This window comes from Actinomycetota bacterium, from assembly GCA_030774015.1.
In the GTDB taxonomy this organism is placed as follows: domain Bacteria; phylum Actinomycetota; class UBA4738; order UBA4738; family JACQTL01; genus JALYLZ01.
In genome coordinates, this window is record JALYLZ010000052.1 from 22,489 (window position 1) to 43,800 (window position 21,312).

Genomic DNA, 21,312 nt, shown 5'->3' on the forward strand with positions numbered 1-21,312 from the left:
GCGGCTGCCGTGAATGACCGCGTCGGCTCGCAGGTGGAGCGATTCATCGACTACGTCGTGGCGGAGCGGGGACTCTCGCCGAACACGGTGAGCGCGTACCGGCGCGATCTGGCCCGGTACGCGACGTTCCTCAGGAGCCGCGACGTGACCGACGCCGCGGAGGTGGATCGAGACGAGATCGCCGCGTTCGTGGCCGACCTCTCCGCCTCGCGGCACGGACCGGACCCCGGGTCCCCGTACCGGGCCTCGTCGGTGGCCCGGACCCTCGCGGCCGTGCGCTCCTTCCACAAGTTCCTGGTCCAGGAGAACGAGGCCACGCAGGACCCCGCGGCGGCGGTGGTGCGCCCCAGGGTGCCGCGCGCGCTTCCCCGGGCCCTGTCCGTGCAGGAGGTCGAACGCATCCTGGCGTCGCCGGCGGGGGAGACAGAGACCGTCCTGCGGGACCGGGCCCTCCTGGAGACGCTGTACGGGGCGGGCCTGAGGATCTCCGAGCTGGTGGGCCTGGACGTGGACGACCTGGACCTGGAGGAGGGCAGCGTCCGGGTGGTGGGGAAGGGCGACAAGGAACGGCTGGTCCCGCTGGGGCGGTACGCGCGGGAGTCGCTGGAGGCGTACCTGACCGGGGGGCGGCCGGCGCTGGCGTCTCGATCGTCGCGAGGCGCGCTGTTCCTGAACGTGCGGGGCGGGCGGCTGACCCGCCAGGGCTGCGCCAAGATCCTCCGGTCCCACGTCCGGCGCGCGGGCATCGACCGCCGCGTCAGCCCGCATTCGCTGCGGCATTCCTTCGCCACCCATCTGCTGGAGGGAGGAGCCGACGTTCGAGTGGTGCAAGAGCTGCTGGGCCACGCCAGCGTGGCCACCACGCAGATCTACACCCTGGTAACGCAACAGCATCTTCGCGACGTGTACTTCACGGCCCATCCGCGGGCCCGGCGGTCGCCCGTGCGGAGCGCGGCGCCATGAGCCCGCTCGACGCCACCCCCTGGGCCCGCATGTGCATCACGTGCGAGCAGACGTCGTCGTGACCTCGGGGACGCCGGCTTGAGCGAGCCGCTGGTTCCGCGGGTCCTGCTGGTGGTGTGCGACTCCTTCGGGGTGGGGCACGCGCCCGACGCGGCCGAGTTCGGCGACGAGGGGTCCGACACGCTGGGGAACTGCTCGCGGGCGGTGGGCGGATTCCACGCGCCGAACCTGGAGGCGCTGGGGCTCGGGTTCCTCACCGAGATCGAGGGAGTTGCGCCGCGGGCCGAGCCCGGGACGGCCCACGGACGGTTGACCGAGCGCTCGGCGGGCAAGGACACCACCACCGGTCACTGGGAGATCTGTGGGATCGTGCTGGAGCGCCCGTTTCCGTTGTACCCCAACGGTTTCCCGGAGGAGATCATCCGGGCGTTCGAGGAGCGGATCGGGGCCAGGGTCCTGGGGAACCGGCCGGCATCGGGGACCGAGATCATCGCGGAGCTGGGCGAGGAGCACATGCGGACGGGCCGTCCCATCGTGTACACGAGCGGCGACTCCGTGTTCCAGATCGCCTGCCACAAGGACGTCGTGCCGCTGGAACGGCTGTACGAGTGGTGCCGGATCGCCCGGAGCCTGCTGGTGGGGGAGCACCGGGTGGGGCGGGTCATCGCCCGGCCGTTCGCCGGCGAGCCCGGCGCGTTCGTCCGCACGCCGGAGCGCCGGGACTACTCCGTCCCGCCGCCCGGCCCCACGCTGCTCGACCGCTGCGTCGACGCCGGCGTCTCCGTGTACGGCGTCGGGAAGATCCAGGACATCTTCGCCGGGAAGGGGATGACGGAGGCCCGGTACTCGGACTCGAACGAGCATGGGATCGACCTGACCCTCGAGTACCTCCGGCGCCCCGGGCCGGCACTGGTGTTCACGAACCTTGTCGACTTCGACTCCAAGTACGGCCACCGCAACGACCCCGAGGGCTATGCCCGCTGCGTGGAGGCGTTCGACCGGCGCCTCCCGGAGCTGGCCGGGGCCCTGGGCCGAGGGGTGCTGTTCCTCACGGGCGACCACGGGTGCGACCCCACCACACCGCCCACGGACCATTCCCGGGAAAACACCCCGGTGCTGGCCGCCGGAGTGCCTCGAGGTCCACATGACCTTGGGGTGAGGCCGGGGTTCTCGGACCTCGGCGCGACCATCGGCGAGCTGCTGGCGGTCGATACCTCGGGGCTAGCTGGAGAGAGCTTCGCCGGCGACCTTGGGTTCCGAGGGAACCCCGAACACTGACTCTCGACTGGAGGTCGATGTGGACAAGCTGTGGATCGATGGGGAAAGGTCCGCGTGAACCCCATCGATCCGCGCGACGTGGTGGCGCTGAAGCGCGACGGCCGGGTCGTCCCTGAGGCTGAGCTTCGAGCGTTCGTTCAGGGTTACGGTCGGGGCGAGATCGGGGACGAGGTGGCCGCGGCGTTCCTTATGGCGGCATACATCCGGGGCCTGGACACGGAGGAGACCCTGGCGCTGACCAGGGCCATGGTGGACTCGGGCCGGACGCTCCCGCTGGCCGGGATCTCTCGGCCCAAGGTGGACAAGCACTCCACCGGCGGCGTCGCCGACGGGGTGACGCTGGTGTTCGCCCCGCTGGCGGCCTCGCTCGGGATGGCCGTGGCCAAGCTGTCCGGGCGGGGCCTGGGGCACACCGGCGGGACGCTGGACAAGCTGGAGGCGATCCCGGACCTGCGGACCAACCTCACGCCGGACGAGATCGAGGCGCAGGTGGAGCGGGTGGGGTGCGCCATCGCCGCCCAGACGCCGGACCTGGTGCCGGCGGACGGGGCGCTGTACGCGCTGCGCGACGCCACCGCCACGGTCAGCTCGCTCCCACTCATCGCGGCGAGCGTGATGTCGAAGAAGCTGGCGGTCATGACCGACCTCGTCGTGCTCGACGTCAAGGCCGGGAGCGGAGCGTTCATGAAGACGCCCGAGGAAGCGGGAGCGTTGGCGGAGGCGTGCATCGCGCTGGCCCAGGGCTGGGATCGTCGGGCCCGAGCCGCGGTGACCGACATGTCGCAGCCCCTCGGTGAGGCGGTGGGGAACGCGCTGGACGTGGCGGAGGCGGTGGAGGTGCTCCGTGGCTCGTTCCGGGGCAGGCTCCGGGACCTCGCCGTCACCTTCGCCGCCGAGGCGCTCTCCCTGCTCGAGGGCATGCCGCGAGCCGAGGCGGCGGCAAGGGCCGAGCGAGCCCTCGACGGCGGGGACGCCCTCCGCAGGTTCGCGCTGATGGTGGAAGCGCAGGGAGGAGACGCACGGGTGGCCGACGATCCGTGGTCGGTGCTTCCTCGAGCCCCCCTGATGCGACCGATCACGGCTCCTCGGGGCGGCTTCGTGGCGTCGATGGACGCCGAGGAGATCGGCCGGGCCGGGGTGGACCTGGGGGCTGGCCGGCATCGCAAAGGCGACCCGATCGATCCCGCCACCGGTATCGTGTTCCGGGCCAAGATCGGCGACCAGGTGGAGGTCGGGTCAGAGCTGGGCACGGTCCACGCCCGCGGCGAGCACCAGGCGGACGCGGCCGTGCGTGGGGTCCTGGCCGCCGTGCGAATCCAGGACGAGCCGGTGGAGCCTCCGCCGCTGGTGTACCGGTGGTACGGGGAGGGTGGGGAGTGAACGGGATTCGTCGAGCTGATCGAGAGGCCGCCCGGTGAACGTGTGGGTCAAACTGGCCCTCTTCTCACTCGTTGCCCTCGTTCCGAGCCTCGCGCTTCGGGAGTTCGCCCGGGCCGCCGCCGCCGAGCGCCTGGGTGACCCGACGCCGAGGCGCTTCGGCCGGCGGACCCTCAATCCGAGGCCACACTTCGACCCGTTCGGCTCAGGGATCCTGCCCGGCCTCCTCCTGATCCTGCTGGCCGCGAAGGTGCAGCTGCCGGTGTTCGCCTACGCCAAGCCGATGCCTCTCAACCCCGGGAACCTGCGGAACCCCCCGCGAGACACGGTGTTGATCTCCCTGGCCGGGCCCCTGGTGAACCTGCTGCTCGCCGTCGCCACTTCCCTCGCGTTCCGGGTGGTCTCGACCGGCGACCTCGGCCTGTTCCTGGTGGCGGCGCTTCGCATCAACGTCGTGCTGTTCGTGTTCAACCTGATGCCCATTCCAGGGCTTGACGGGGCCCGGATCCTGGCGCGGTTCCTCAGCGGGCGGGCCCGGGAGGTCTACACGAACATGGACCAGTACCTCCCCCTGTTCATGCTGGTGATCTTCTTCCTCCTGGGGGCCCCGGTCCTGACCTTCGTCAACGCCCTCGGGAACGCGCTGTGCCGGCCCCTCGCTGACATCACCTGTCTGTAGGTCCGTCCGTTCGGGGCACGCTAGGCTCCGCCCCGGAGTGGCGCAGCTCGGCGCCCGCGGCGAAGGGGGGATTCCGTGCGTGGGTTCATCAAGGAGTTCAAGGCGTTCGCTTTGAAGGGGAGCCTGGTCGAGTTCGCGGTCGCCTTCATCCTGGCTCTGTTCTTCGCCGCGGTGGTCACCTCGCTGGTGAGCGACGTCATCCTCAACTTCATCGCGGCCGCGGTCGGGAAGCCCACGTTCAACTCGCTGTCGTTCAGCGTTGGGAAGGGCGAGATCCTCTACGGGAGGCTCATCACCGCGGTCGTCAACTTCGTGCTGGTGGCGATGGTGCTGTTCCTGCTGGTGCGGGCGTTCAACCGGATGACTGCCCCGCGCGGCGTGGTGCAGGAGCCTCCCGCCATGCGGGAGTGCCCCTTCTGCAAGACGAGCATCCCGGTGGCGGCGACGCGGTGCGCGGCGTGCACCAGCGAGGTGGAGGCCGTCGGCGTCTAGCGGCACTACCGGCTGGCGGCCCGCTTCCGGGGAACTGGCGGTGCTCGGGGCTATGATCCGGCCATCATGACCGACGAACCCCGGGCCGGTGTGGGCGAGTTCGCCGTGGAGCTCCCGGTGTTCACCGGGCCGTTCCGGGTGCTGGCCGAGCTGCTGCTGTCGCACCGGGTCGACGTGTGCGACGTGCCCGTGGCCCGCGTGACCAACGGGTTCCTGGCCCACGCGGCCGAAGCGGGCGCGTGGAGCCTGGAGGAGGCCACGTGGTTCCTGGCCCTGGCCGCGGCGCTGTTGGAGCTGAAGGTGGGGCGGCTCATGCCCCGCCCGGAGGAGCCGACGGAGGAGGACCTCCTGGGCGGCTCGCCGGACCTGGCCTACGCGCGCAGCATCGAGCTCGCGGCGTTCCGGCGCGCCGCCGCGGACCTGGCCCTCCGGCTGGAGGAGGGCTCGCGGTACTTCGCGCGGCAGGCCGGGCCTCCCGCGGAGTTCGCGCACCTGTATCCGGACGTGCTGGACAAGGTGACGCCGGAGGCGCTGGCCCGGACCGCGGCCGCGTTGTTTCGGCCCCCTCCGATGGTGGACCTGTCGCACGTCGCTCCCATCCGCGTCACGATGGCGGACGCCATCCGGGCGGTGGAGGAACGACTGGCGGCGCTCGGCGCCACCCGGTTCCGGGAGCTGGTGGCGGACTGCGAGGAGCGCATCCACGTCGTGGTGCGGTTCCTGGCGCTGCTCGAGCTGTACCGGGATGGAAGGGTCGACCTGTCGCAGGCGGAGACGTTCGGGGAGATCGAGGTGCGATGGTCCGACGGCGGCGGCGCGTGAGGGCAGGACGGCTGCGCGAGAGCGTTGCAGCGCAAAGGTTTCGAGGCAGGAGGGGAGAAGCCGGTGACTGACCGAACCGAGATGGCGAGGGCGCTGGAGGCGTTGCTGTTCGTGGCCGACGAACCGCTGCCGGCCGGGACGCTGTCTCAGGCCGTGGAGGAGGACCGCCGGGTCGTGGAGCAAGCGCTGGAGGAGCTGGCCCGGTCCTACGAGGATCGCGGGGCGGGCCTGGTGGTGCGGCGGGTGGCCGGAGGATGGCAGATGGCCACCCATCCCGACACCGCTCCCCACGTCGAGCAGTTCGTGCTGTCGGGCCGGCACGCCCGTCTGACCAAGGCGTCGCTCGAGACCCTGGCCATCGTCGCGTACAAGCAGCCGGTCACCCGTCACCAGGTCGCGGCCATCCGGGGCGTCAACACCGACGGGGTGCTGCGGGCCCTCGTGGAGCGGGGCTTGCTGGCCGAGGTCGGGCGTGAGGACGGCCCGGGCCGTCCGGTCCTGTACGGCACGACGCCCGAGTTCCTGGAACGGCTGGGCCTGCCCTCGCTGTCGGCGCTGCCGTCGCTGGCCCCGCTGCTGTCGGCCTCGGCCGCCGGCGACGCCGATCGGGACGAAGACCAGGCGGCCTCCTGAGCGATTCCGGCAGGGATCCGGTGTCGATCGAGGACCGGGAATCCGGGGGCGGGCGGGGGTCTGGGCGACCGGCGAAGTCAGGAGTTGACGCCCCCGGAGATGGTGGCGAGTCGGGCTCTCGGGTCGAGCGGCTCCAGCGGGCCCTGGCCCGGGCCGGCGTCGCTTCCCGGCGGGCCTCGGAGGAGCTCATCCGCGACGGCCGGGTCACGGTGAACGGGCGCGTGGCCACGCTCGGCGATCGCGTCGATCCCACGGCCGATCGGGTGGAGGTCGACGGGGGACGGGTGCCGCTCGACCCGGCCCTGCGGTACTACGCCCTGCACAAGCCGGCCGGCGTCGTCAGCACGGTCCGTGATCCGCGAGGCCGGCCCGACCTCTCGGCGTTCCTTCCTTCCGACCAGCCTGGCGTGGTCCCGGTCGGGCGCCTCGACCGCGAGACCGAGGGCCTCCTGCTGCTGACGAACGACGGTGAGCTCGCCAACCGCCTCATGCACCCACGCTACGGGGTGGAGAAGGAGTACCTGGCGGAGGTGGAGGGGTCGCCGACGCAGCGCCACGTGGCCCGCTTGATGCGAGGGGTGGAGCTGGACGACGGGCCGGCTCGAGCGCTCTCGGCGCGGATTCCCGGGCGGGCCGCGGGTCGCGGCGCCGTACGCGTGGTGATGGGGGAGGGGCGCAAGCGCGAGGTCCGCCGGCTGCTCGCCGCGGTCGGCCTGCCGGTCCGCCGGCTGGTTCGGATGCGGGTGGGCCCGATCCGGCTGGATCGGCTGCCGCCGGGCCAGGTCCGGGAGCTCGAATCGGAGGAAGTCGGGGAGCTGTTTCGGGCCGCGGGGCTTTGAGCTCGGACAGCATCTGAGCTCGGGCGGCGGCTGGTGCGGCGGTGGGGAAAGCGAACGACGCGGTAGCCTGAACCGCCATGAGCTGGACGAGTTCCGTTCCGAAGAGGGTCCCCAGGTGGAGGCCGGAGTCGACGCGATGACGGTTCGCGCGGCGCGGGGGGCCATCACGGTCGACCAGGACGGCCGGGAGGCGGTGCTGTCGGCCACCGAGCGACTCCTCGCGGAGATGCTGGAGCGGAACGGGCTCGGCGCCGCCGACATCATCAGCATCGTCTTCACGGCGACCGACGACGTCCGCTCGACGTTCCCGGCGGAGGCGGCCCGGCGGATGGGGTTGCGCTCCGTCCCGCTGCTGTGCGCCCGGGAGCTGGCCGTCGACGGCTCCCTCCCCGGCTGTATCCGGGTCCTCATGCACTTCCACACGGACCGAGCGCCCGAGGACGTCGCGCACGTCTACCTGGAGGGCGCCCGGTCGCTCCGCGATGACCTCGGCTGAACCTCCCGGAAACGGTTCGCCCGACCTCGGAGGCCACGGGACAGCGCCGGCGTTGGAAGGGCCGATCGGCGTGGTCGGGACCGGCCTCATCGGCACCTCGATCGCCCTGGCCGCCATTCGGCTGGGCCACCCGGTTCTGGGGTACGACGTGGACGCCGCAGTGCTGGACAAGGCGGCGGCCCGGGCGGGCCTCCAGCCGGCGTCGAGTGCCGAAGCGTGCGCACGGGACGCGTCGATCGTCTTCGTGTGCACGCCGGTTCCCTCGATCCCTCAGGTCGTGGTCGAGTGTCTTTCCGCCAACGCTCGAGCCCTGGTCACAGACGCCGGGAGCGTGAAGTCTCAAGTGGTAGTCGACGTTGAGGCTCGAGCCGGAGGGGAGATGGCGGCTCGCTTCGTGGCCGGACACCCCATGGCGGGGTCGGAACGGTCCGGCCCTGAGCACGCTTCCGCGGCCATCTTCGACGGCGCCACCTGGATCCTGACCCCTCGCGACGCCCGCAGCTCGCACGTCCTCCGGCTGTCCGAGTGGATTCGGGCCACCGGTGCCCGACCCATGATCATGGACGCGGACCGCCACGACCGCCTGGTGGCGGTGGTGAGCCATCTCCCCCAGGTGGTCTCGTCGGCCCTCATGGCGCTGGCGGCCCGGGAGCACGCCCTCGATCCCGACCTGCTCGACCTGTCGGCCGGCGGGTTCCGCGACCTCACTCGGCTGGCCTCCTCGAGCCCCGGATTGTGGACCGACATCCTCCGCGCCAACCGGCAAGCCGTGGTCCCGGCCCTGACCAGGTTCGTCGAAGCCGTCGACGAGGTCCGCACGGCGTTGGAGGCCGACGATGCCGAGTCGGTGGAAGCTGTCCTGTCCGAGGGACGGCGGGCCAGACAGTCCCTCAGCGCGAAGCCCCAGGTTTGGGCCGGGGTGGCGGTCCTCCAGGTGGCCATCCCCGACCGGCCCGGAGCACTGGCCACCCTGACGGGAGCCCTGGCCCGTGGCGACGTCAACATCGAGGACCTCCAGATCGTGCACTCGGTCGAGGGCGGCCGGGGGACGGCGCACCTCACCGTCGCGGCGGAGCGGGCCGAGCAGGCGGCCGAAGCGCTCTCCTCCGAAGGCTTCGAGCCGGTACGGCTGGCATGAGGGCGGCGCGGGCGGTCATCCGGCCCGGTCGCAGGGTTTCGGGCTCGACTCGGGTTCCGGGCGACAAGTCCATCGCCCACCGATGGCTGTTGCTCGCAGCGACCGCCACGGGCCGCAGCGCACTGCGCGGCCTTCCCCCGTCTCTGGACGTCCGATCGACCGGGAAAGCGGTGCTGACCCTCTCCCAAAGGTCTCAGGTAGAGCTTCAGCGTTGGATTCACATGAAACATTTGTCCAGTTCAGGGGAGGTCGAGGGTTCGCTCCAGTCGAGCGTTGGACTCGCGGTCGGCATCGACGGCGAGGGGCGGGTCGGCCTGAGGCAACCTCAGGACGAGATCGACTGCGGGAACTCCGGTACCTCGATGCGCTTGGTGGCCGGAATCGCCGCGGCGTGCCCATTTCGGTCCGTCCTGACGGGGGACGCCGGCCTCTCGGCACGGCCCATGGAACGCGTGGCGGAGCCGCTTCGGCGGATGGGTGCACAGGTGCTAACGACCAGGGGCCGGCCGCCGGTGACCGTGCTCGGGGGAAGCCTGACCGGGGTCCGGTACGCTCTGCCCGTCCCGAGCGCCCAGGTCAAGGGTGCGATCCTGCTGGCCGGGCTGGCCGCTGAGGGGGAGACCACCGTGCTGGAGACCGCCCAGACCCGCGACCACACCGAACGGGCGCTGGAGTTCCTGGGGGCACCGGTCACCCGAGATGATGCCGGCGGGGTCACGGTCCGGGCGTTCCAGCACGAGGCGTTCGCCAGCACGGTGCCGGGGGACCTCAGCGCGGCCGCGTTCCTGGCGGGCGCCGCGGTGCTCACCGGAGGACGGTTCGTCGTGGACGGCGTGGGCCTCAACCCCACCCGGACCGGCTTCCTGGACGTCCTTCGCCGGATGGGCGCTCATGTGGACGATCGCATCGCAGGGACCGAGGTCGGGGAGCCCGTGGGGGAGATCGACGTTGCGGGGGAGGGCGGCCTGCGCGGCGTGGTGGTCGAGGCCGCGGAACTCGCGGGCGTCATCGACGAGGTCCCGTTGATCTCATTGCTGGCTGTCCACGCCGAGGGCGAGTCCCGGTTCGAAGGGGCGGCGGAGCTCCGGGTGAAGGAGAGCGACCGCCTCCACGGCGTCGCCGAGGGCATCCGGGAGCTGGGCGGGGAGGCCGAGGTCCAGGGCGACGCCCTTGTGGTAGCCGGAGGCGGCCTGGCGGGGGGGACGACGGACGCCCGCCAGGACCATCGCCTGGCCATGGCATTCGCGGTGGGAGCACTGGCCGCCCGCGCTCCCTGCACCGTCACCGGCATGGAGTGGGCAGAGGTGTCGTTCCCGGGGTTCGTCGAGGCGCTCGTGGGGCTGGGGGCGGACCTGGAGATTGCCTCGTGACCGAGCCCGACGACCAGACGAACTCCGCGAGCGAAGCGACCCCCACGGGCGACGCCTGCGCCGCGGGGCTGGTCATCGCCATCGACGGTCCCGCCGGCGCCGGGAAGAGCACGCTGGCCCGCCGACTGGCCACCGCCCTCCGACTGCCCTATCTCAACACGGGTTCGATGTACCGTGCCCTCACCCGCCGAGCCCTGGACCGGGGAGTCGATCCCACCGACGCCCGGGCCCTGGCGGCGCTCGCGGCGACGATGAGGTTCGACCTCGACTCGAGCCTCATGCCACCCCAGCTGCGCATCGACGGCCAGGTCCCCGGGCACGAGCTTACGGACCTCGATGTGGATAAGACGGTTTCCTCGGTCTCCCGTCACCCCGAGGTCCGGCGGATCATGGTGGTCGAGCAGCGGCGCCTGGGAGCCCCTGGAGCTGTGGTGGAGGGTCGGGACATCGGCACGGTGGTGTTCCATGATGCCCCCGTGAAGATCTTCCTCGACGCCTCGGAAACAGAACGGGCCGGCCGCCGGACCATCGAGCGGGGCGGCGAGGCCGGCATCGCGGCCGGGATGGCCCGCCGGGACGCCCTCGATTCCAAGGTGAACCCGCTCGTTCCGGCCCCCGACGCCGTGCACATCGACACCACCGACCGCCAGCCCGACGAGGTCTTCCGTGAGGCGATGGCCCTGGTGCGGCGCCGCCTCGGGGGCGAGCCATGACCCCCCCGAGCGCCGCCGGCGACGTCCGGCCGGGCAGCCTGCCTCGAGTCGCCGTCGTGGGCCGCCAGAACGTGGGGAAGTCCACGCTCGTGAACCGCCTGTTCGGCCGCCGGCAGGTCATCGCCCACGAGCAGCCGGGTGTGACCCGCGACCGGGTGGAGATCCCGGTGGAGTGGCGCGGGCGGACCTTCCTGGTGGTCGACACCGGCGGCCACGTCAGCCGGGCGGGCGGCGTCGAAGCCCTGGCCTCGGCCCAGGCCGCTCGGGCCGCCGAGACCGCCGACCTGGTCCTGCTGGTGACGGACGCTCAGACTGGGATCCAGGAAGAGGACGCGGCCCTGGCTCGGCGGCTGCGACGGTCCCGGGTCCCCGTGCTGGCCGTGGTGAACAAGGTGGACACCGATCTCCAGGAACCGGACGCCGCCGCGTTCCACGGGCTGGGGCTGGGCGAGCCGATCGCGGTGTCGGCGCTGCACGGGAGAGGTTCCGGTGAGCTCCTCGACACCCTGCTCAGCCTCCTCCCCAACGTCGAGTCTCAACCTGAAGTCGAGACTGAGCCGAGGTTCGCCCTGGTGGGGAGGCCGAACGTCGGCAAGTCGTCACTCTTCAACCGGCTGGTGGAGGAGGACCGGTCAGTCGTCTACGAGGAGGCGGGGACCACCCGCGACGCCGTCGACGCCGTGGTGACGTGGCCGTCCGGAGCAGTGCGGTTCGTCGACACCGCCGGGCTCCGAAGGGCCGGCCGGATGCAGGGCGTGGAGTACTACGGCCTGGTCCGGGCGGCCCAGGCCATCGACCGGTCGCACGTCGCCCTGCTGGTGCTCGACGCCTCGGAGGGGCTGACCGGCGACGACAAGCACGTCGCAGCCCGGGTCAGCGAGTCGGGGCGAGGGTTGGTGGTCGCCGCGAACAAGTGGGACCTGGTCCCATCGGGAGAACGTTCGGCGCTGCTCGAGGACCTGGCGGAGGAGCTGGCACCGTTCCATCGCCCGCCACTCGTCCGCACGTCCGCGCTCTCCGGCCTGGGCGTCCGGCGACTGCCGGCGGTGCTGCTGGAGCAGCACGCACGGTGGTCCCGCCGCGTGCCGACGGCGGAGGTGAACCGGGTGCTCCAGGAAGCGCAGGGCGAGCGGCCGCCGCCCCGGGGCACCCCCCGGTTCCGCTACGGGACGCAGACCTCGGCGAGCCCGCCCACGTTCGTGTTGTTCGGCGCGCGGGCTCCCGAGCCGAGCTACCGCCGGTTCCTGGAGAACCGCTTCCGCCGGGTCTTCGAGCTGGACGGGATCCCCATCCGGCTGAAGTTCCGGGCCAAGCGGAAGACGCGCGGTCGCTGACCTCGACCTTGCCGCCGCCCGCCCGGGGGCCGGTGTGGCGGGGGCGGACGTGTCGGGGGCATGCGTGCCGGTCGCCGATACAATCAGGGGTGCCGGGCCGTGGCGCAGCTTGGTTAGCGCGCTTGACTGGGGGTCAAGAGGTCGGGAGTTCAAATCTCCCCGGCCCGACAGATACGGTTCCACGCCGGCTCATGGCGCGTTCACGCCGCCTCGAAGAAGCGGATGGGCGTCGCGTCAGCGGGGCTGGAACAGCTCGATGGCGTTCCCGGAGGGATCCTCCACCAGGATCTGAGATCCGCCCGGGCCTTTGACGATGTCGTTTCGGAACCGGAGCCCCGCCGCGCGGAGCCGTTCCACCTCCGCCGCCAGGTCGTCCACGACGAGCAGGATGCGGTTCCATCCCCCCGGCTCGGGCTCCCGGCCGTCGGGCATGGGACGGCCCGCCGAGCTGGTCCTTCCGCTCAGCAACAGCCGCAGCGGTCCCCGAACCACGTCGGCGAAGGCGGGCGCGGCACTCGATTGCAGCGTGAACCCGAAGTGCGTGGTGTAGAAGGCGACCGACTCCTCGACGTCGTGGACCATGTACCGCACGTTGGCGGCGGCCTCAGCCATGCTCACCTCCCACGAGACAGCGAATCGGTGAAGCCGCGAAACCCGCGACCGCCACCCGATCCGGACCATCAACACTAAACCTCAGGTTGACTGCATGGGGCGGTAGGCCTACGGTCGGGCCGGCTCGGATAGATGAGCCGATCCGTCGTCCAGGGAAGGAGGGGCCGTATGGATTCGTCGCACACTGCCCGTTGGCGCGGGCTGCGCCTGGTGGTACCACTGGCGCTGGCCGTGGGCCTGGTTGCGTTTCTGATCGTCCCGAACGCACTGGGGAGGACCGGGGCACAGGGGACGCCCCCGCACAAGATCACCTTCCACCTCTTCGCCAACCCGCAGTTCCTGGGTTGCGCGCAGGAGGAGAAGCAGACGGCCAGCGCGACGGTGACGGTGATCCGCGGCAAGCAGACCGCCCGCCTCACGCTGCACCTGAAGGGCTTCCAGGAGGACCAGGGATTCGACCTGTTCACCGTCCAGAACAGCCCGCAGCTCGCCGACGGCACCCCGGACCCGAACTTCAAGAACTTCGGCCTGGCCTGGTATCAGGCCGACATCGACATCAGCAGCAAGCACGCGGCCACGGTCAAGGTCCGGACGATCCTGTTGGACGAGGTCTTCGGGTTCGATCCGGACGCGAACCTCGCGCCCACCAACACCTTCCACGTCGGGATCTGGTTCGACGACCCCGCGGAGGCCGCGCCGTGCGGGTTCACGGGGCCGCCCACACCGTTCAACGGATCGCACGACGCCGGCCCGGTCGCCTTCATCAGCCGGCCGGACGCCACCACCGGGCTGGGGCCGCTCTGCACCAAGCCCGACACCACCACGACCCCGCCGAGCTGCAAGGCCTGACCGCTCGGCACCACGCAGAGTGAGGGCGGGCCCGGGCGCGACGCGCCGTCCGGGCCCGCTCCCGGTCCATCGAACCGCGTCCGGGGACCGCGTCCGGGGACCACGGCCGGTGATACGGTGCGCGCCGTGGCGACGGAGACCTCCCGTCGAGTCCTGACCATCCCGAACGGCATCTCGTTCGCGCGCATCCTGCTGATCCCGGTGTTCGTGGCGCTGTTGCTGCATCACGGCACCGAGACGGCCGGGTTGCTGCTGCTGGGCGGGGTGGTGTCGACGGACTGGGTGGACGGGGTCATCGCCCGCCGGACCGGCCAGGTCTCGGAGCTCGGCAAGCTCCTCGACCCCATCGCGGACCGCCTGGCCATCGCGGCGGCCCTGATCACCCTGGTGGTCCGCGACGCCTTCCCGCTGTGGGCGGCCCTGCTGATCCTGGTCCGCGACTTCCTGATCCTGGTGGCCGGGCTGTTCCTGCTGTCCCGGGGCGGCCGGATCGACGTGCGGTTCCTGGGGAAGGTGGCCACGTTCTCGCTGATGTTCGGGGTGCCGCTGGTGGCGTGGGGGAACTTCGGGCTGGCCCTCGGCCACGCGGCGCGCGCGCTGGGCTGGATCGCGTACTCCGTGGGGATCGTGGAGTACTACGTGGCGGCCGGGATGTACGCGTTCGACCTGCGGGATGCCCTTCGGGGGCCGTCCACAGAACAAGCAGCGAGCGAGCCAGCCAGCGGGCCGGAACCAGCCCCCCGCTATGATGAACGCCGATGAAGGCCGTGGTCATGGCCGGGGGCCAGGGCACCCGCCTGCGACCCCTGACCAGCAACCAGCCCAAGCCCATGCTGCCCATCCTGGGCGAGCCGATGATGCAGCACATCCTCCGGCTCCTCCGGCGCCATGGTTTCACGGACGTCGTGGTGACGGTGCAGTTCCTAGCCAGCGTCATCCGGAACTTCTTCGGCGACGGCTCCGACCTCGACCTCTCGCTCTCCTACGCCACCGAGGAGGAGCCCCTCGGCACCGCCGGGAGCGTGAAGAACGCGGAGTCCGAGCTCTCCGAGGAGACCTTCCTGGTGATCTCGGGCGACGCCGTCACCGACATCGACCTGCAAGAGGCCGTGCGGTTCCACAAGGAGAAGGGCGCCGCCGTCACCGTCACCCTGAAGCGGGTGGCCAACCCGCTCGAGTTCGGCATCGTGATCACCGACGACGAGGGCCGCATCGAGCGGTTCCTGGAGAAGCCGGGCTGGGGTGAGGTCTTCAGCGACCAGATCAACACCGGCATCTACGTGATCGAACCGGAGGTGCTCGGCTACATCCCGTCGGGGGAGGAGTTCGACTTCGCCCACGACCTGTTCCCCCTCCTGCTGGAGAAGGGCCTCCCCATGTACGGGCACGTCGCGGACGGCGAGTGGACCGACGTGGGAACCCTCGAGACGTACATGAGCGTTCAGCGAGACATCCTGGACGGCAAGATCGACCTCGACTTGAGGGCGTTCGGCATGGAGGGTGGAGTGTGGCTGGGGACCGACGCCGAGATCGAGCCTGGGGCGAAGGTGGCCGGTCCGGTCTACATCGGGCCGAACTCCAGGGTGGAAGCGGGCGCCGAGCTGCGCGAATACACGGTGCTGGGCGCCAACGTGGTGGTGAAGGCGGGGGCGTTTCTGCATCGCGCGGTGGTCCACGACAACGCCTACGTCGGACCGTCGGTCACCCTCCGGGGATGCGTGATCGGCAAGAACACCGACGTGGCCCACGGGGCCAGGGTGGACGAGGGGGCCGTGGTGGCGGACGAGTGCCGGATCGGGGAGGGGGCCGTCCTCAACCCTCGAGTGAAGGTCTACCCCTTCAAGACGGTGGACCCCGGCGTGCTGGTCTCCCAGAGCGTCATCTGGGAGTCGAGGGTCAGCCGGGGCCTGTTCGGGGACCGAGGCGTCGCGGGCCTGGTCAACATCGACATCACCCCGGAGATGGCCGTCCGGCTGGCGATGGCGTTCGCCAGCTCGCTGCCCAAGCGAAGCGTCATCGTGGCGTCCCGGGACGTCACCCGGACCGCGCGGATCATCAAGCGGGTCATGGTGGCCGGCGCGAACGCGGCGGGCGTCCACGTGCACGACCTCGAGCTCGTCCCGACCCCGGTCGCGCGGTTCTACGCCCGGTCGGCCCGCGCCAACGCCGGGGTCTCCGTCCGTACGGCGGAAGGGGACCCGGCTTCGGTCCAGATCCAGTTCTTCGACGGACGTGGAGTGAACGTGGACGCTTCCGTCGAACGCAAGGTCGAGCGGATCTTCTACCGGGACGACCTCCGGCGGGTGTTCCACCACGAGATCGGTGAGCTCGCCTTCCCCGCCCGGGGCCGCGAGTACTACCTGCGGGAGATGCTGAACTCGGTGGACATGAAGGTGGTGCGCTCCCGGCGCCCCAAGCTCGTGGTCGACTACGGCTTCGGAGCGACCACGTTCACCGGCCCGACGGTCCTGGGGGAGCTCGGCGCGGAGGTCCTGGCGGCGAACGCCGTCCTGGACGAGGAGCGCGCCATTCCCACGGAGGAGCAGGTCGAAGGCCACCTCCAGCAGCTCCAGCGCCTGGTCACCTCCAGCGGCGCGGACCTGGGAGCCCTGTTCGACTCCGCCGGCGAGCGGGTCCGCCTGATCGACGAGACGGGCCGTCTCCTTTCCCAGGGAGAGGCGCTGCTCGCCTTCGTGTGGCTGGTGGCACAGACCACGGCGTTCCCCCGCATCGCGGTCCCCGTCGTGACGTCCCGCGCCGTCGAGGACATCGTGCGGGAGAGCGGCGGGGGAGTCGTGTGGACTCCGATCTCCGCGTCCGCCCTGATGGCGGCGGCGGAGGAGCGCGACGTCATGTTCGCCGGCGCCGACGGGGGCGGCTATATCTTCCCCGACTTCCTGGCCGCGTACGACGGCGTGTTCAGCCTGGCCAAGCTGCTGGAGCTGCTGGCCCGGACCCAGTGGTCCCTCTCGGCGGTGGTGGACCGCCTCCCCCAGACGCACGTGGTCCGGCGGGAGGTCGACATCCCCTGGGAGGCCAAGGGAACGGTCATGCGCCGGCTGCTGGAGCGGGCCGGGCCCGACGACGTGACGATCGACGGGCTGAAGACGTACCGGGGGAGGGACTGGGTCGCCGTGGCCCCCCACCCCGAGGAACCCGTGGTCCGGGTGTGGGCCGAGGCGGACTCGAGGGAGGAAGCCGAGGCCCTGGCCCAGGAATACGCGACGCTGGTGGAAGAGCTGAAGGGCTGAGCCCGGGAGGTCGATGTGGAGTTTCCAGAGGACCTGAGATACACGAAGGAGCACGAATGGGCCCGGGCGGAGGGCGACGGGCGCATCCGGGTCGGCATCACCGACTACGCCCAGGACGCCCTGGGCGACGTGGTGTACGTCGACATCCCCGAGCCGGGCACGGAGGTCCAGGGCGGGGCTCCGTTCGGAGAGGTGGAGTCCACGAAATCGGTCTCCGACGTGTACAGCCCGCTGACCGGCACGGTCATCGAAGCCAACGGCGCGCTCGAGGACCGGCCCGAGCTGGTGAACCAGGACCCCTACGGCGACGGCTGGATGATCGCGATCGAGGCGGCCGATCCGTCGGCGCTGGACGCCCTCATGGACGCCGCCGCCTACCGCTCCTACGTCGACGAGGTCCAGGCGGGCGGCTAGAGCCCTCGACCTCACGTTCGCTCCAGCTGTCCCGCTACTCGACAGTGGCGCGCGCTTCCACTGGAGCTGAGGGTCGATCCTGCCTGGAGCATTGACCAAGCCTGCACTCTCGGTATAGAGTTACGCCTCCCTCGCAAGCCTCAACCTTCGAGGAAGCCTCCATGCCGGAGGAGGATGAGGTTGTACTGCACGAACTGTGGACATCGAAACCCGGACGACGCGCGATTCTGCGCTCAGTGCGGGCGTGCACTTCAGGAGGAGACCACGGTCACGTTCAGCCCCATCGAGGTGGAGGAGGAGACCGGCGAGGACGTGGTTCTCCCTCTGGATGAGCTCACCAAGGAGCAGGCCCTCCTCGTGGTGAAGCGTGGCCCCAACGCCGGGTCGAACTTCCTCATCGACAAGGACGTCACCACAGCCGGGAGGCATCCCGAGAGCGACATCTTCCTGGACGACGTGACGGTGTCCCGCCGCCACGCGGAGATCCGCCGCCGGGGCGACCGCTTCTTCGTCCGGGACCTCGGCAGCCTGAACGGGACGTACGTCAACCGGGAGCGGGTGGACGAGACCGAGCTCGCATCGGGCGACGAGTTGCAGATCGGGAAGTTCAAGCTCGTGTTCTTCGCGGGGGAGTGATGGCAATGGCCGTGCGCAGCTACCTGTCGATCGGTGAGGTCCTGATCTCGCTGAAGACGGAGTTCCCCGACATCACGATCTCCAAGATCAGGTTCCTGGAGGGGGAGGGCCTGATCGAGCCGGAGCGGACCGCGTCCGGGTACCGCAAGTTCTACGACGGGGATGTGGACCGGCTCCGGCAGATCCTGAAGCTTCAGCGGGACGAGTACCTCCCGCTGAAGGTGATCAAGGAGCGGCTGGCCCGGCAGGAGGACGGATCGGAGCCGGTGGAGCCCGTGGACCAGGCGGCCGCCGACGAGGAGCTGGTGGAGCCGCCCACCGGCCTCCAGATGTCGGAGGACGAGATGAGCGCGGCCACCGGCGTGGACCGGGAGCGCATCCAGGAGCTGGAGAAGTTCGGGATCCTGTGCACCCACGGCCTGGACGGGAACCGCTACTACGACGGTGACGACTACATCGTGCTGTCGATCGTGAAGGACCTGTTCAAGTACGGGGTCGAACCTCGCCACCTCACCATGTACCGGCACTTCGCCGAGCGGGAGGCCAGCCTGTTCGAGGCCATCGTCCTGCCGATGCTCCGGCAGCGGAACCCGGACGCCCGCCGGGCCGCCACCGATTCCCTGGCCGAGCTGGCCCGGCTGTCGCGGAAGCTCAAGCAGGCCTTCCTCCGCAGCAACCTCCGCCAGTACATCCAGGCGCCGTAGCCACCCCCGGGCGCCGTCACCTCCAGCGATCCGGTGCGAAGGGGAAGCAGAAGGTTCCTCGTCTCCGTCGCTTCGGTGCTAATCCCACTAGTGCCGGCCGGGATCGCCACCATGGCCCTGGCCATCACGCCGCCCCCGCCCACCCCGGTCCCGGTCCTCTGCGCCCCGCCGTCCCCGCCCCCACCCTCCGCTTCTCCATCCGGGACGCCGAGCGGTACACCCTCCGGGACGTCCACCAGCCCGGCCCCGCCGCCCTCGACCGCCCCCGCTCCCGCCCCGGCAACCAGCATCTGCTCGTCCCCGTCACCGTTTCCCACCGAGCTGGTCACCCCGACGCCGTCGCTGGAGCCGCCGGCGATCCAGGCCCGGGCCGCGATCCTGGAGGACCTCGACACCGGCGAGGTCCTCCTCTCCTTCCAACCGGACGACCGCCGCCCGGTGGCCAGCCTGACCAAGCTGATGACGGCGCTGCTGGTGCTGCGCCGGGTCCAGCCGAGCGACGTGGTCACCGTGGGTCCGGAAGCCGCGGCGCAGGGCGCGCAGATCCTGGGCGTCTCCGAGCTGGGCCTGAAGCTGGGGGAGCGCCTCTCCGTCGCGCAGCTGCTGTACGCGCTGCTGCTCCAGTCGGCGAACGACGCGGCCGTGGCGCTGGCCGATCACGTCTCCGGATCCGTCGACGCGTTCGTCGCCGACATGGCCACCGAAGCGGCCCGGCTGGGGCTGCACCGGACCCACTTCCTGTCCCCGAACGGCCTGGACGACCGCGGATACACCACGGCCCGCGACCTCGCGGCGATCAGCCGGCTGGACTTCGGGATCCCGCTGTTCGCGAAGGTCGCGAAGTCGAAGTTCCACGACGTGCCCTCGTCCTCGGGTCCCACCCGGCACATCCAGAACCGCAACGTCCTGCTGTGGCTGTATCCCGGAGCGATCGGCGGCAAGACCGGGTACACGTCGGCGGCCGGGTACTGCCTGATGGCGGCGGCCAGGCGGCACGGCCGGGGCGTCCTCGTGGTGGTGCTGGGGGAGCCCAGCACGTACGACTCCTTCGACGACGGAGCGGCCCTCCTCGACTACGGGTTCCATGCCTTCACCGAGAAGACCCTGGTGAAGGAGGGAAAGAGCCTTCGCCCCGTACCCCTGGGGACCGAGCGGATCCCCGTGGCGGCCGGCGCGGGGCTGCGGCGCCTGGTCCGCACGGAACAGGTCGACCGGATCGTCCGCGAGGTCGCCCTGACGTCCGGCCTGTCCGGGCCGGTGGCCGTGGGCAGCCGGATCGGGACGGTCACCTTCTCCGCCGGCGGCACCGTGATGGGGACCGTCCCGCTGGTGGTGGCGGGATCGCCCCAGCCCGGTGCGGGCCTCCCCAGCGCCGACCCGTGGTGGCGCCGGGGGCTGGCGTCCATCGGCCACTTCACCGTCCACGCGGTGGCATCGCTGTTCGGCTGAGCCCGCCGCCGCCCTCGGCTGGCCGTGCTCGGACCGTATGCGTGCGAGCGCCGGGTAGAATCCGGCGAATGTCTGAGGTGGCGACGGTCCTGTTCCCGGGGTCTGTGATCCGCCGCCGGGTCCAGGAGCTCGGCCGTGAGCTCACCCGGGACTACGAGGGCCGCTCGCCGGTCTTCATCTCGGTGCTGAAGGGCGGCGCCGTCTTCCTGGCGGACCTGTTCCGCGAGGTCCCGCTGCCGGTCCGCGTCGACTTCATGTCGGTGTCCTCGTACGGCGGGGCGTCCGAGTCCTCCGGGGTGGTCCGGATCGTCAAGGACCTGGACCAGGACGTCGGGGGAGAGGACGTCGTGGTGGTGGAGGACATCATCGACACGGGCCTCACGCTCTCCTACCTGCTGAGCGCGCTCCGGGAGCGGGCACCCCGCTCCATCGAGGTCTGCACGCTGCTCGACCGGTCGGCCCGCCGGATCCCTCGGCTCGACCTCCGCTACGTGGGGTTCGACTGTCCGGACCGCTTCGTGGTCGGCTACGGGCTGGACTTCCAGGAACGCTACCGGAACCTCTCCGACATCCTGGCGGTCGATGACATGGCGGCCCTGGGGGCCGACCCCGACCTGCTGGTGCCGTACCTCGACGCGGAGCCGCCCCGGATGGCCGGCGTCGGCGGATGAGGTGGCCGGCCCGGCGCGGGGGGCGGCACCTTCGGTTGCCGGACCTGGGGTGACTCACTAGATTGGGACGACGGCGATGGATATCGAGATGAACCTGGTTGGCGTCCGGGTCGAGCTCCCCACCAACCAGCCCATCGTGCTCCTGAAGGAGAGGGAGGGCGAGCGGTTCCTCCCCATCTGGATCGGTGCGATGGAGGCCACCGCCATCGCGTTCGCGCTCCAGGGCATCGTCACCGCCCGGCCCATGACCCACGACCTCCTGAAGAACGTCCTCGAGGAGCTCGCCGTCGCCGTGGAACGGATCGTCATCACCGAGCTGAAGGACGGGACGTTCTACGCGGTGATCAACATGCACCTGAACGGGAAGGCCTTCGAGGTCTCCTCCCGGCCCTCCGACGCCATCGCCCTGGCCGTCCGGGTCAACGTGCCCATCTTCGCCAACGAGGAGGTCCTGACCGAGGCTTCCATCGTCATCCGAGACGACGAGGACCAGGAGGTCGAGAAGTTCCGGGAGTTCCTGGAGAACGTGAACCCGGAGGACTTCGCGTAGGGCGGGGGGAGCGGGCGCATCCGCAAGGCAAGCGGCCGGACA

At 70.9% G+C, this 21,312-nt stretch carries 23 protein-coding genes and 1 tRNA gene; 23 read left to right on the forward strand and 1 reads right to left on the reverse strand.

The features are described from left to right. Window positions 1-9: 9 nt before the first annotated feature. The 14 genes from xerD to M3Q23_05300 all read left to right on the forward strand — a co-directional run bounded on the left by xerD (window position 10) and on the right by M3Q23_05300 (window position 12,302). Entirely contained in the window at window positions 10-963 is a 954-nt protein-coding gene (gene xerD, locus M3Q23_05235) for a site-specific tyrosine recombinase XerD (GenBank protein MDP9341506.1), read from the forward strand. A gap of 78 nt (window positions 964-1,041) precedes the next feature. After that, on the forward strand, window positions 1,042-2,241 hold the full coding sequence (locus M3Q23_05240) for a phosphopentomutase (GenBank protein ID MDP9341507.1): 1,200 nt from the start codon (window positions 1,042-1,044) through the stop codon (window positions 2,239-2,241). 54 nt (window positions 2,242-2,295) lie between these two features. Beyond that, window positions 2,296-3,621, forward strand: coding sequence for a thymidine phosphorylase (locus M3Q23_05245; protein ID MDP9341508.1), 1,326 nt, complete (start codon window positions 2,296-2,298; stop codon window positions 3,619-3,621). Between the two features lie 34 nt (window positions 3,622-3,655). Beyond that, the gene (locus M3Q23_05250) at window positions 3,656-4,297 is read left to right on the forward strand and encodes a site-2 protease family protein (protein MDP9341509.1); all 642 of its coding nucleotides are present in this window, start codon (window positions 3,656-3,658) and stop codon (window positions 4,295-4,297) included. 75 nt (window positions 4,298-4,372) lie between these two features. Next, a complete protein-coding gene (gene mscL, locus M3Q23_05255) occupies window positions 4,373-4,789 on the forward strand; it encodes a large conductance mechanosensitive channel protein MscL (GenBank protein ID MDP9341510.1) in 417 nt (138 codons plus the stop codon). A gap of 66 nt (window positions 4,790-4,855) precedes the next feature. Next, the gene (locus M3Q23_05260; protein ID MDP9341511.1) at window positions 4,856-5,611 is read left to right on the forward strand and encodes a segregation/condensation protein A; all 756 of its coding nucleotides are present in this window, start codon (window positions 4,856-4,858) and stop codon (window positions 5,609-5,611) included. 63 nt (window positions 5,612-5,674) lie between these two features. Continuing rightward, window positions 5,675-6,244 carry an SMC-Scp complex subunit ScpB gene (scpB, locus tag M3Q23_05265; GenBank protein ID MDP9341512.1) on the forward strand — a complete coding sequence of 190 codons (570 nt, stop codon included), beginning with the start codon at window positions 5,675-5,677 and terminating at the stop codon, window positions 6,242-6,244. A 20-nt stretch (window positions 6,245-6,264) separates the two neighbouring features. Then, window positions 6,265-7,083, forward strand: a complete 819-nt coding sequence (locus M3Q23_05270) for an rRNA pseudouridine synthase (GenBank protein ID MDP9341513.1) — start codon at window positions 6,265-6,267, stop codon at window positions 7,081-7,083. Between the two features lie 136 nt (window positions 7,084-7,219). After that, window positions 7,220-7,579, forward strand: a complete 360-nt coding sequence (gene aroH, locus M3Q23_05275; protein MDP9341514.1) for a chorismate mutase — start codon at window positions 7,220-7,222, stop codon at window positions 7,577-7,579. Between the two features lie 52 nt (window positions 7,580-7,631). Further along, on the forward strand, window positions 7,632-8,717 hold the full coding sequence (locus tag M3Q23_05280) for a prephenate dehydrogenase (protein MDP9341515.1): 1,086 nt from the start codon (window positions 7,632-7,634) through the stop codon (window positions 8,715-8,717). Beyond that, window positions 8,714-10,087, forward strand: a complete 1,374-nt coding sequence (gene aroA, locus M3Q23_05285) for a 3-phosphoshikimate 1-carboxyvinyltransferase (protein ID MDP9341516.1) — start codon at window positions 8,714-8,716, stop codon at window positions 10,085-10,087. The genes M3Q23_05280 and aroA overlap by 4 nt, the downstream gene beginning before the upstream one ends. Next, window positions 10,084-10,800 (forward strand): (d)CMP kinase, encoded by a 717-nt coding sequence (gene cmk, locus M3Q23_05290; protein MDP9341517.1) that lies wholly within the window; start codon window positions 10,084-10,086, stop codon window positions 10,798-10,800. Before aroA ends, cmk begins: the two co-directional genes overlap by 4 nt. Beyond that, window positions 10,797-12,134: a ribosome biogenesis GTPase Der gene (der, locus tag M3Q23_05295; GenBank protein MDP9341518.1), complete on the forward strand. Its 1,338-nt coding sequence runs from the start codon at window positions 10,797-10,799 to the stop codon at window positions 12,132-12,134. Before cmk ends, der begins: the two co-directional genes overlap by 4 nt. 93 nt (window positions 12,135-12,227) lie before the next feature. Next, window positions 12,228-12,302: transfer RNA gene (locus tag M3Q23_05300), tRNA-Pro, on the forward strand. A gap of 66 nt (window positions 12,303-12,368) precedes the next feature. Here M3Q23_05300 and M3Q23_05305 read toward each other — a convergent pair. Beyond that, on the reverse strand, window positions 12,369-12,746 hold the full coding sequence (locus tag M3Q23_05305) for a VOC family protein (protein MDP9341519.1): 378 nt from the start codon (window positions 12,744-12,746) through the stop codon (window positions 12,369-12,371). A 210-nt stretch (window positions 12,747-12,956) separates the two neighbouring features. On the opposite strand from M3Q23_05305, the gene M3Q23_05310 reads away from it, so the two are divergent. The 9 genes from M3Q23_05310 to M3Q23_05350 all read left to right on the forward strand — a co-directional run bounded on the left by M3Q23_05310 (window position 12,957) and on the right by M3Q23_05350 (window position 21,270). Further along, window positions 12,957-13,595, forward strand: a complete 639-nt coding sequence (locus M3Q23_05310) for a hypothetical protein (GenBank protein MDP9341520.1) — start codon at window positions 12,957-12,959, stop codon at window positions 13,593-13,595. Between the two features lie 126 nt (window positions 13,596-13,721). After that, window positions 13,722-14,357: a CDP-alcohol phosphatidyltransferase family protein gene (locus M3Q23_05315; GenBank protein MDP9341521.1), complete on the forward strand. Its 636-nt coding sequence runs from the start codon at window positions 13,722-13,724 to the stop codon at window positions 14,355-14,357. After that, complete coding sequence (locus tag M3Q23_05320) at window positions 14,354-16,846, forward strand: sugar phosphate nucleotidyltransferase (protein ID MDP9341522.1); 2,493 nt, start codon at window positions 14,354-14,356, stop codon at window positions 16,844-16,846. The genes M3Q23_05315 and M3Q23_05320 overlap by 4 nt, the downstream gene beginning before the upstream one ends. A 15-nt stretch (window positions 16,847-16,861) precedes the next feature. Continuing rightward, complete coding sequence (gene gcvH, locus M3Q23_05325; protein MDP9341523.1) at window positions 16,862-17,260, forward strand: glycine cleavage system protein GcvH; 399 nt, start codon at window positions 16,862-16,864, stop codon at window positions 17,258-17,260. A gap of 180 nt (window positions 17,261-17,440) precedes the next feature. Continuing rightward, the gene (locus tag M3Q23_05330; GenBank protein MDP9341524.1) at window positions 17,441-17,896 is read left to right on the forward strand and encodes a zinc-ribbon and FHA domain-containing protein; all 456 of its coding nucleotides are present in this window, start codon (window positions 17,441-17,443) and stop codon (window positions 17,894-17,896) included. Between the two features lie 5 nt (window positions 17,897-17,901). Then, window positions 17,902-18,600 (forward strand): MerR family transcriptional regulator, encoded by a 699-nt coding sequence (locus M3Q23_05335; GenBank protein ID MDP9341525.1) that lies wholly within the window; start codon window positions 17,902-17,904, stop codon window positions 18,598-18,600. Window positions 18,601-18,690: 90 nt separating this feature from the next. Further along, on the forward strand, window positions 18,691-20,049 hold the full coding sequence (locus M3Q23_05340) for a D-alanyl-D-alanine carboxypeptidase (GenBank protein ID MDP9341526.1): 1,359 nt from the start codon (window positions 18,691-18,693) through the stop codon (window positions 20,047-20,049). Window positions 20,050-20,117: 68 nt separating this feature from the next. Further along, window positions 20,118-20,720: a hypoxanthine phosphoribosyltransferase gene (hpt, locus tag M3Q23_05345; protein MDP9341527.1), complete on the forward strand. Its 603-nt coding sequence runs from the start codon at window positions 20,118-20,120 to the stop codon at window positions 20,718-20,720. Between the two features lie 76 nt (window positions 20,721-20,796). After that, window positions 20,797-21,270 carry a bifunctional nuclease family protein gene (locus M3Q23_05350; protein MDP9341528.1) on the forward strand — a complete coding sequence of 158 codons (474 nt, stop codon included), beginning with the start codon at window positions 20,797-20,799 and terminating at the stop codon, window positions 21,268-21,270. The last annotated feature ends 42 nt before the right edge of the window (window positions 21,271-21,312 follow it).

Excerpts from the sequence above, each read along its gene's own strand:
- M3Q23_05260 (MDP9341511.1), top strand. The coding sequence starts at position 4,856 with ATGACCGACGAACCCCGGGCCGGTGTGGGCGAGTTCGCCGTGGAGCTC.
- aroH (MDP9341514.1), top strand. The coding sequence starts at position 7,220 with ATGACGGTTCGCGCGGCGCGGGGGGCCATCACGGTCGACCAGGACGGC.
- aroA (MDP9341516.1), top strand. The coding sequence starts at position 8,714 with ATGAGGGCGGCGCGGGCGGTCATCCGGCCCGGTCGCAGGGTTTCGGGC.
- der (MDP9341518.1), top strand. The coding sequence starts at position 10,797 with ATGACCCCCCCGAGCGCCGCCGGCGACGTCCGGCCGGGCAGCCTGCCT.
- M3Q23_05305 (MDP9341519.1), bottom strand. The coding sequence starts at position 12,746 with ATGGCTGAGGCCGCCGCCAACGTGCGGTACATGGTCCACGACGTCGAG.
- M3Q23_05320 (MDP9341522.1), top strand. The coding sequence starts at position 14,354 with ATGAAGGCCGTGGTCATGGCCGGGGGCCAGGGCACCCGCCTGCGACCC.
- M3Q23_05335 (MDP9341525.1), top strand. The coding sequence starts at position 17,902 with ATGGCCGTGCGCAGCTACCTGTCGATCGGTGAGGTCCTGATCTCGCTG.
- hpt (MDP9341527.1), top strand. The coding sequence starts at position 20,118 with ATGTCTGAGGTGGCGACGGTCCTGTTCCCGGGGTCTGTGATCCGCCGC.
- M3Q23_05350 (MDP9341528.1), top strand. The coding sequence starts at position 20,797 with ATGGATATCGAGATGAACCTGGTTGGCGTCCGGGTCGAGCTCCCCACC.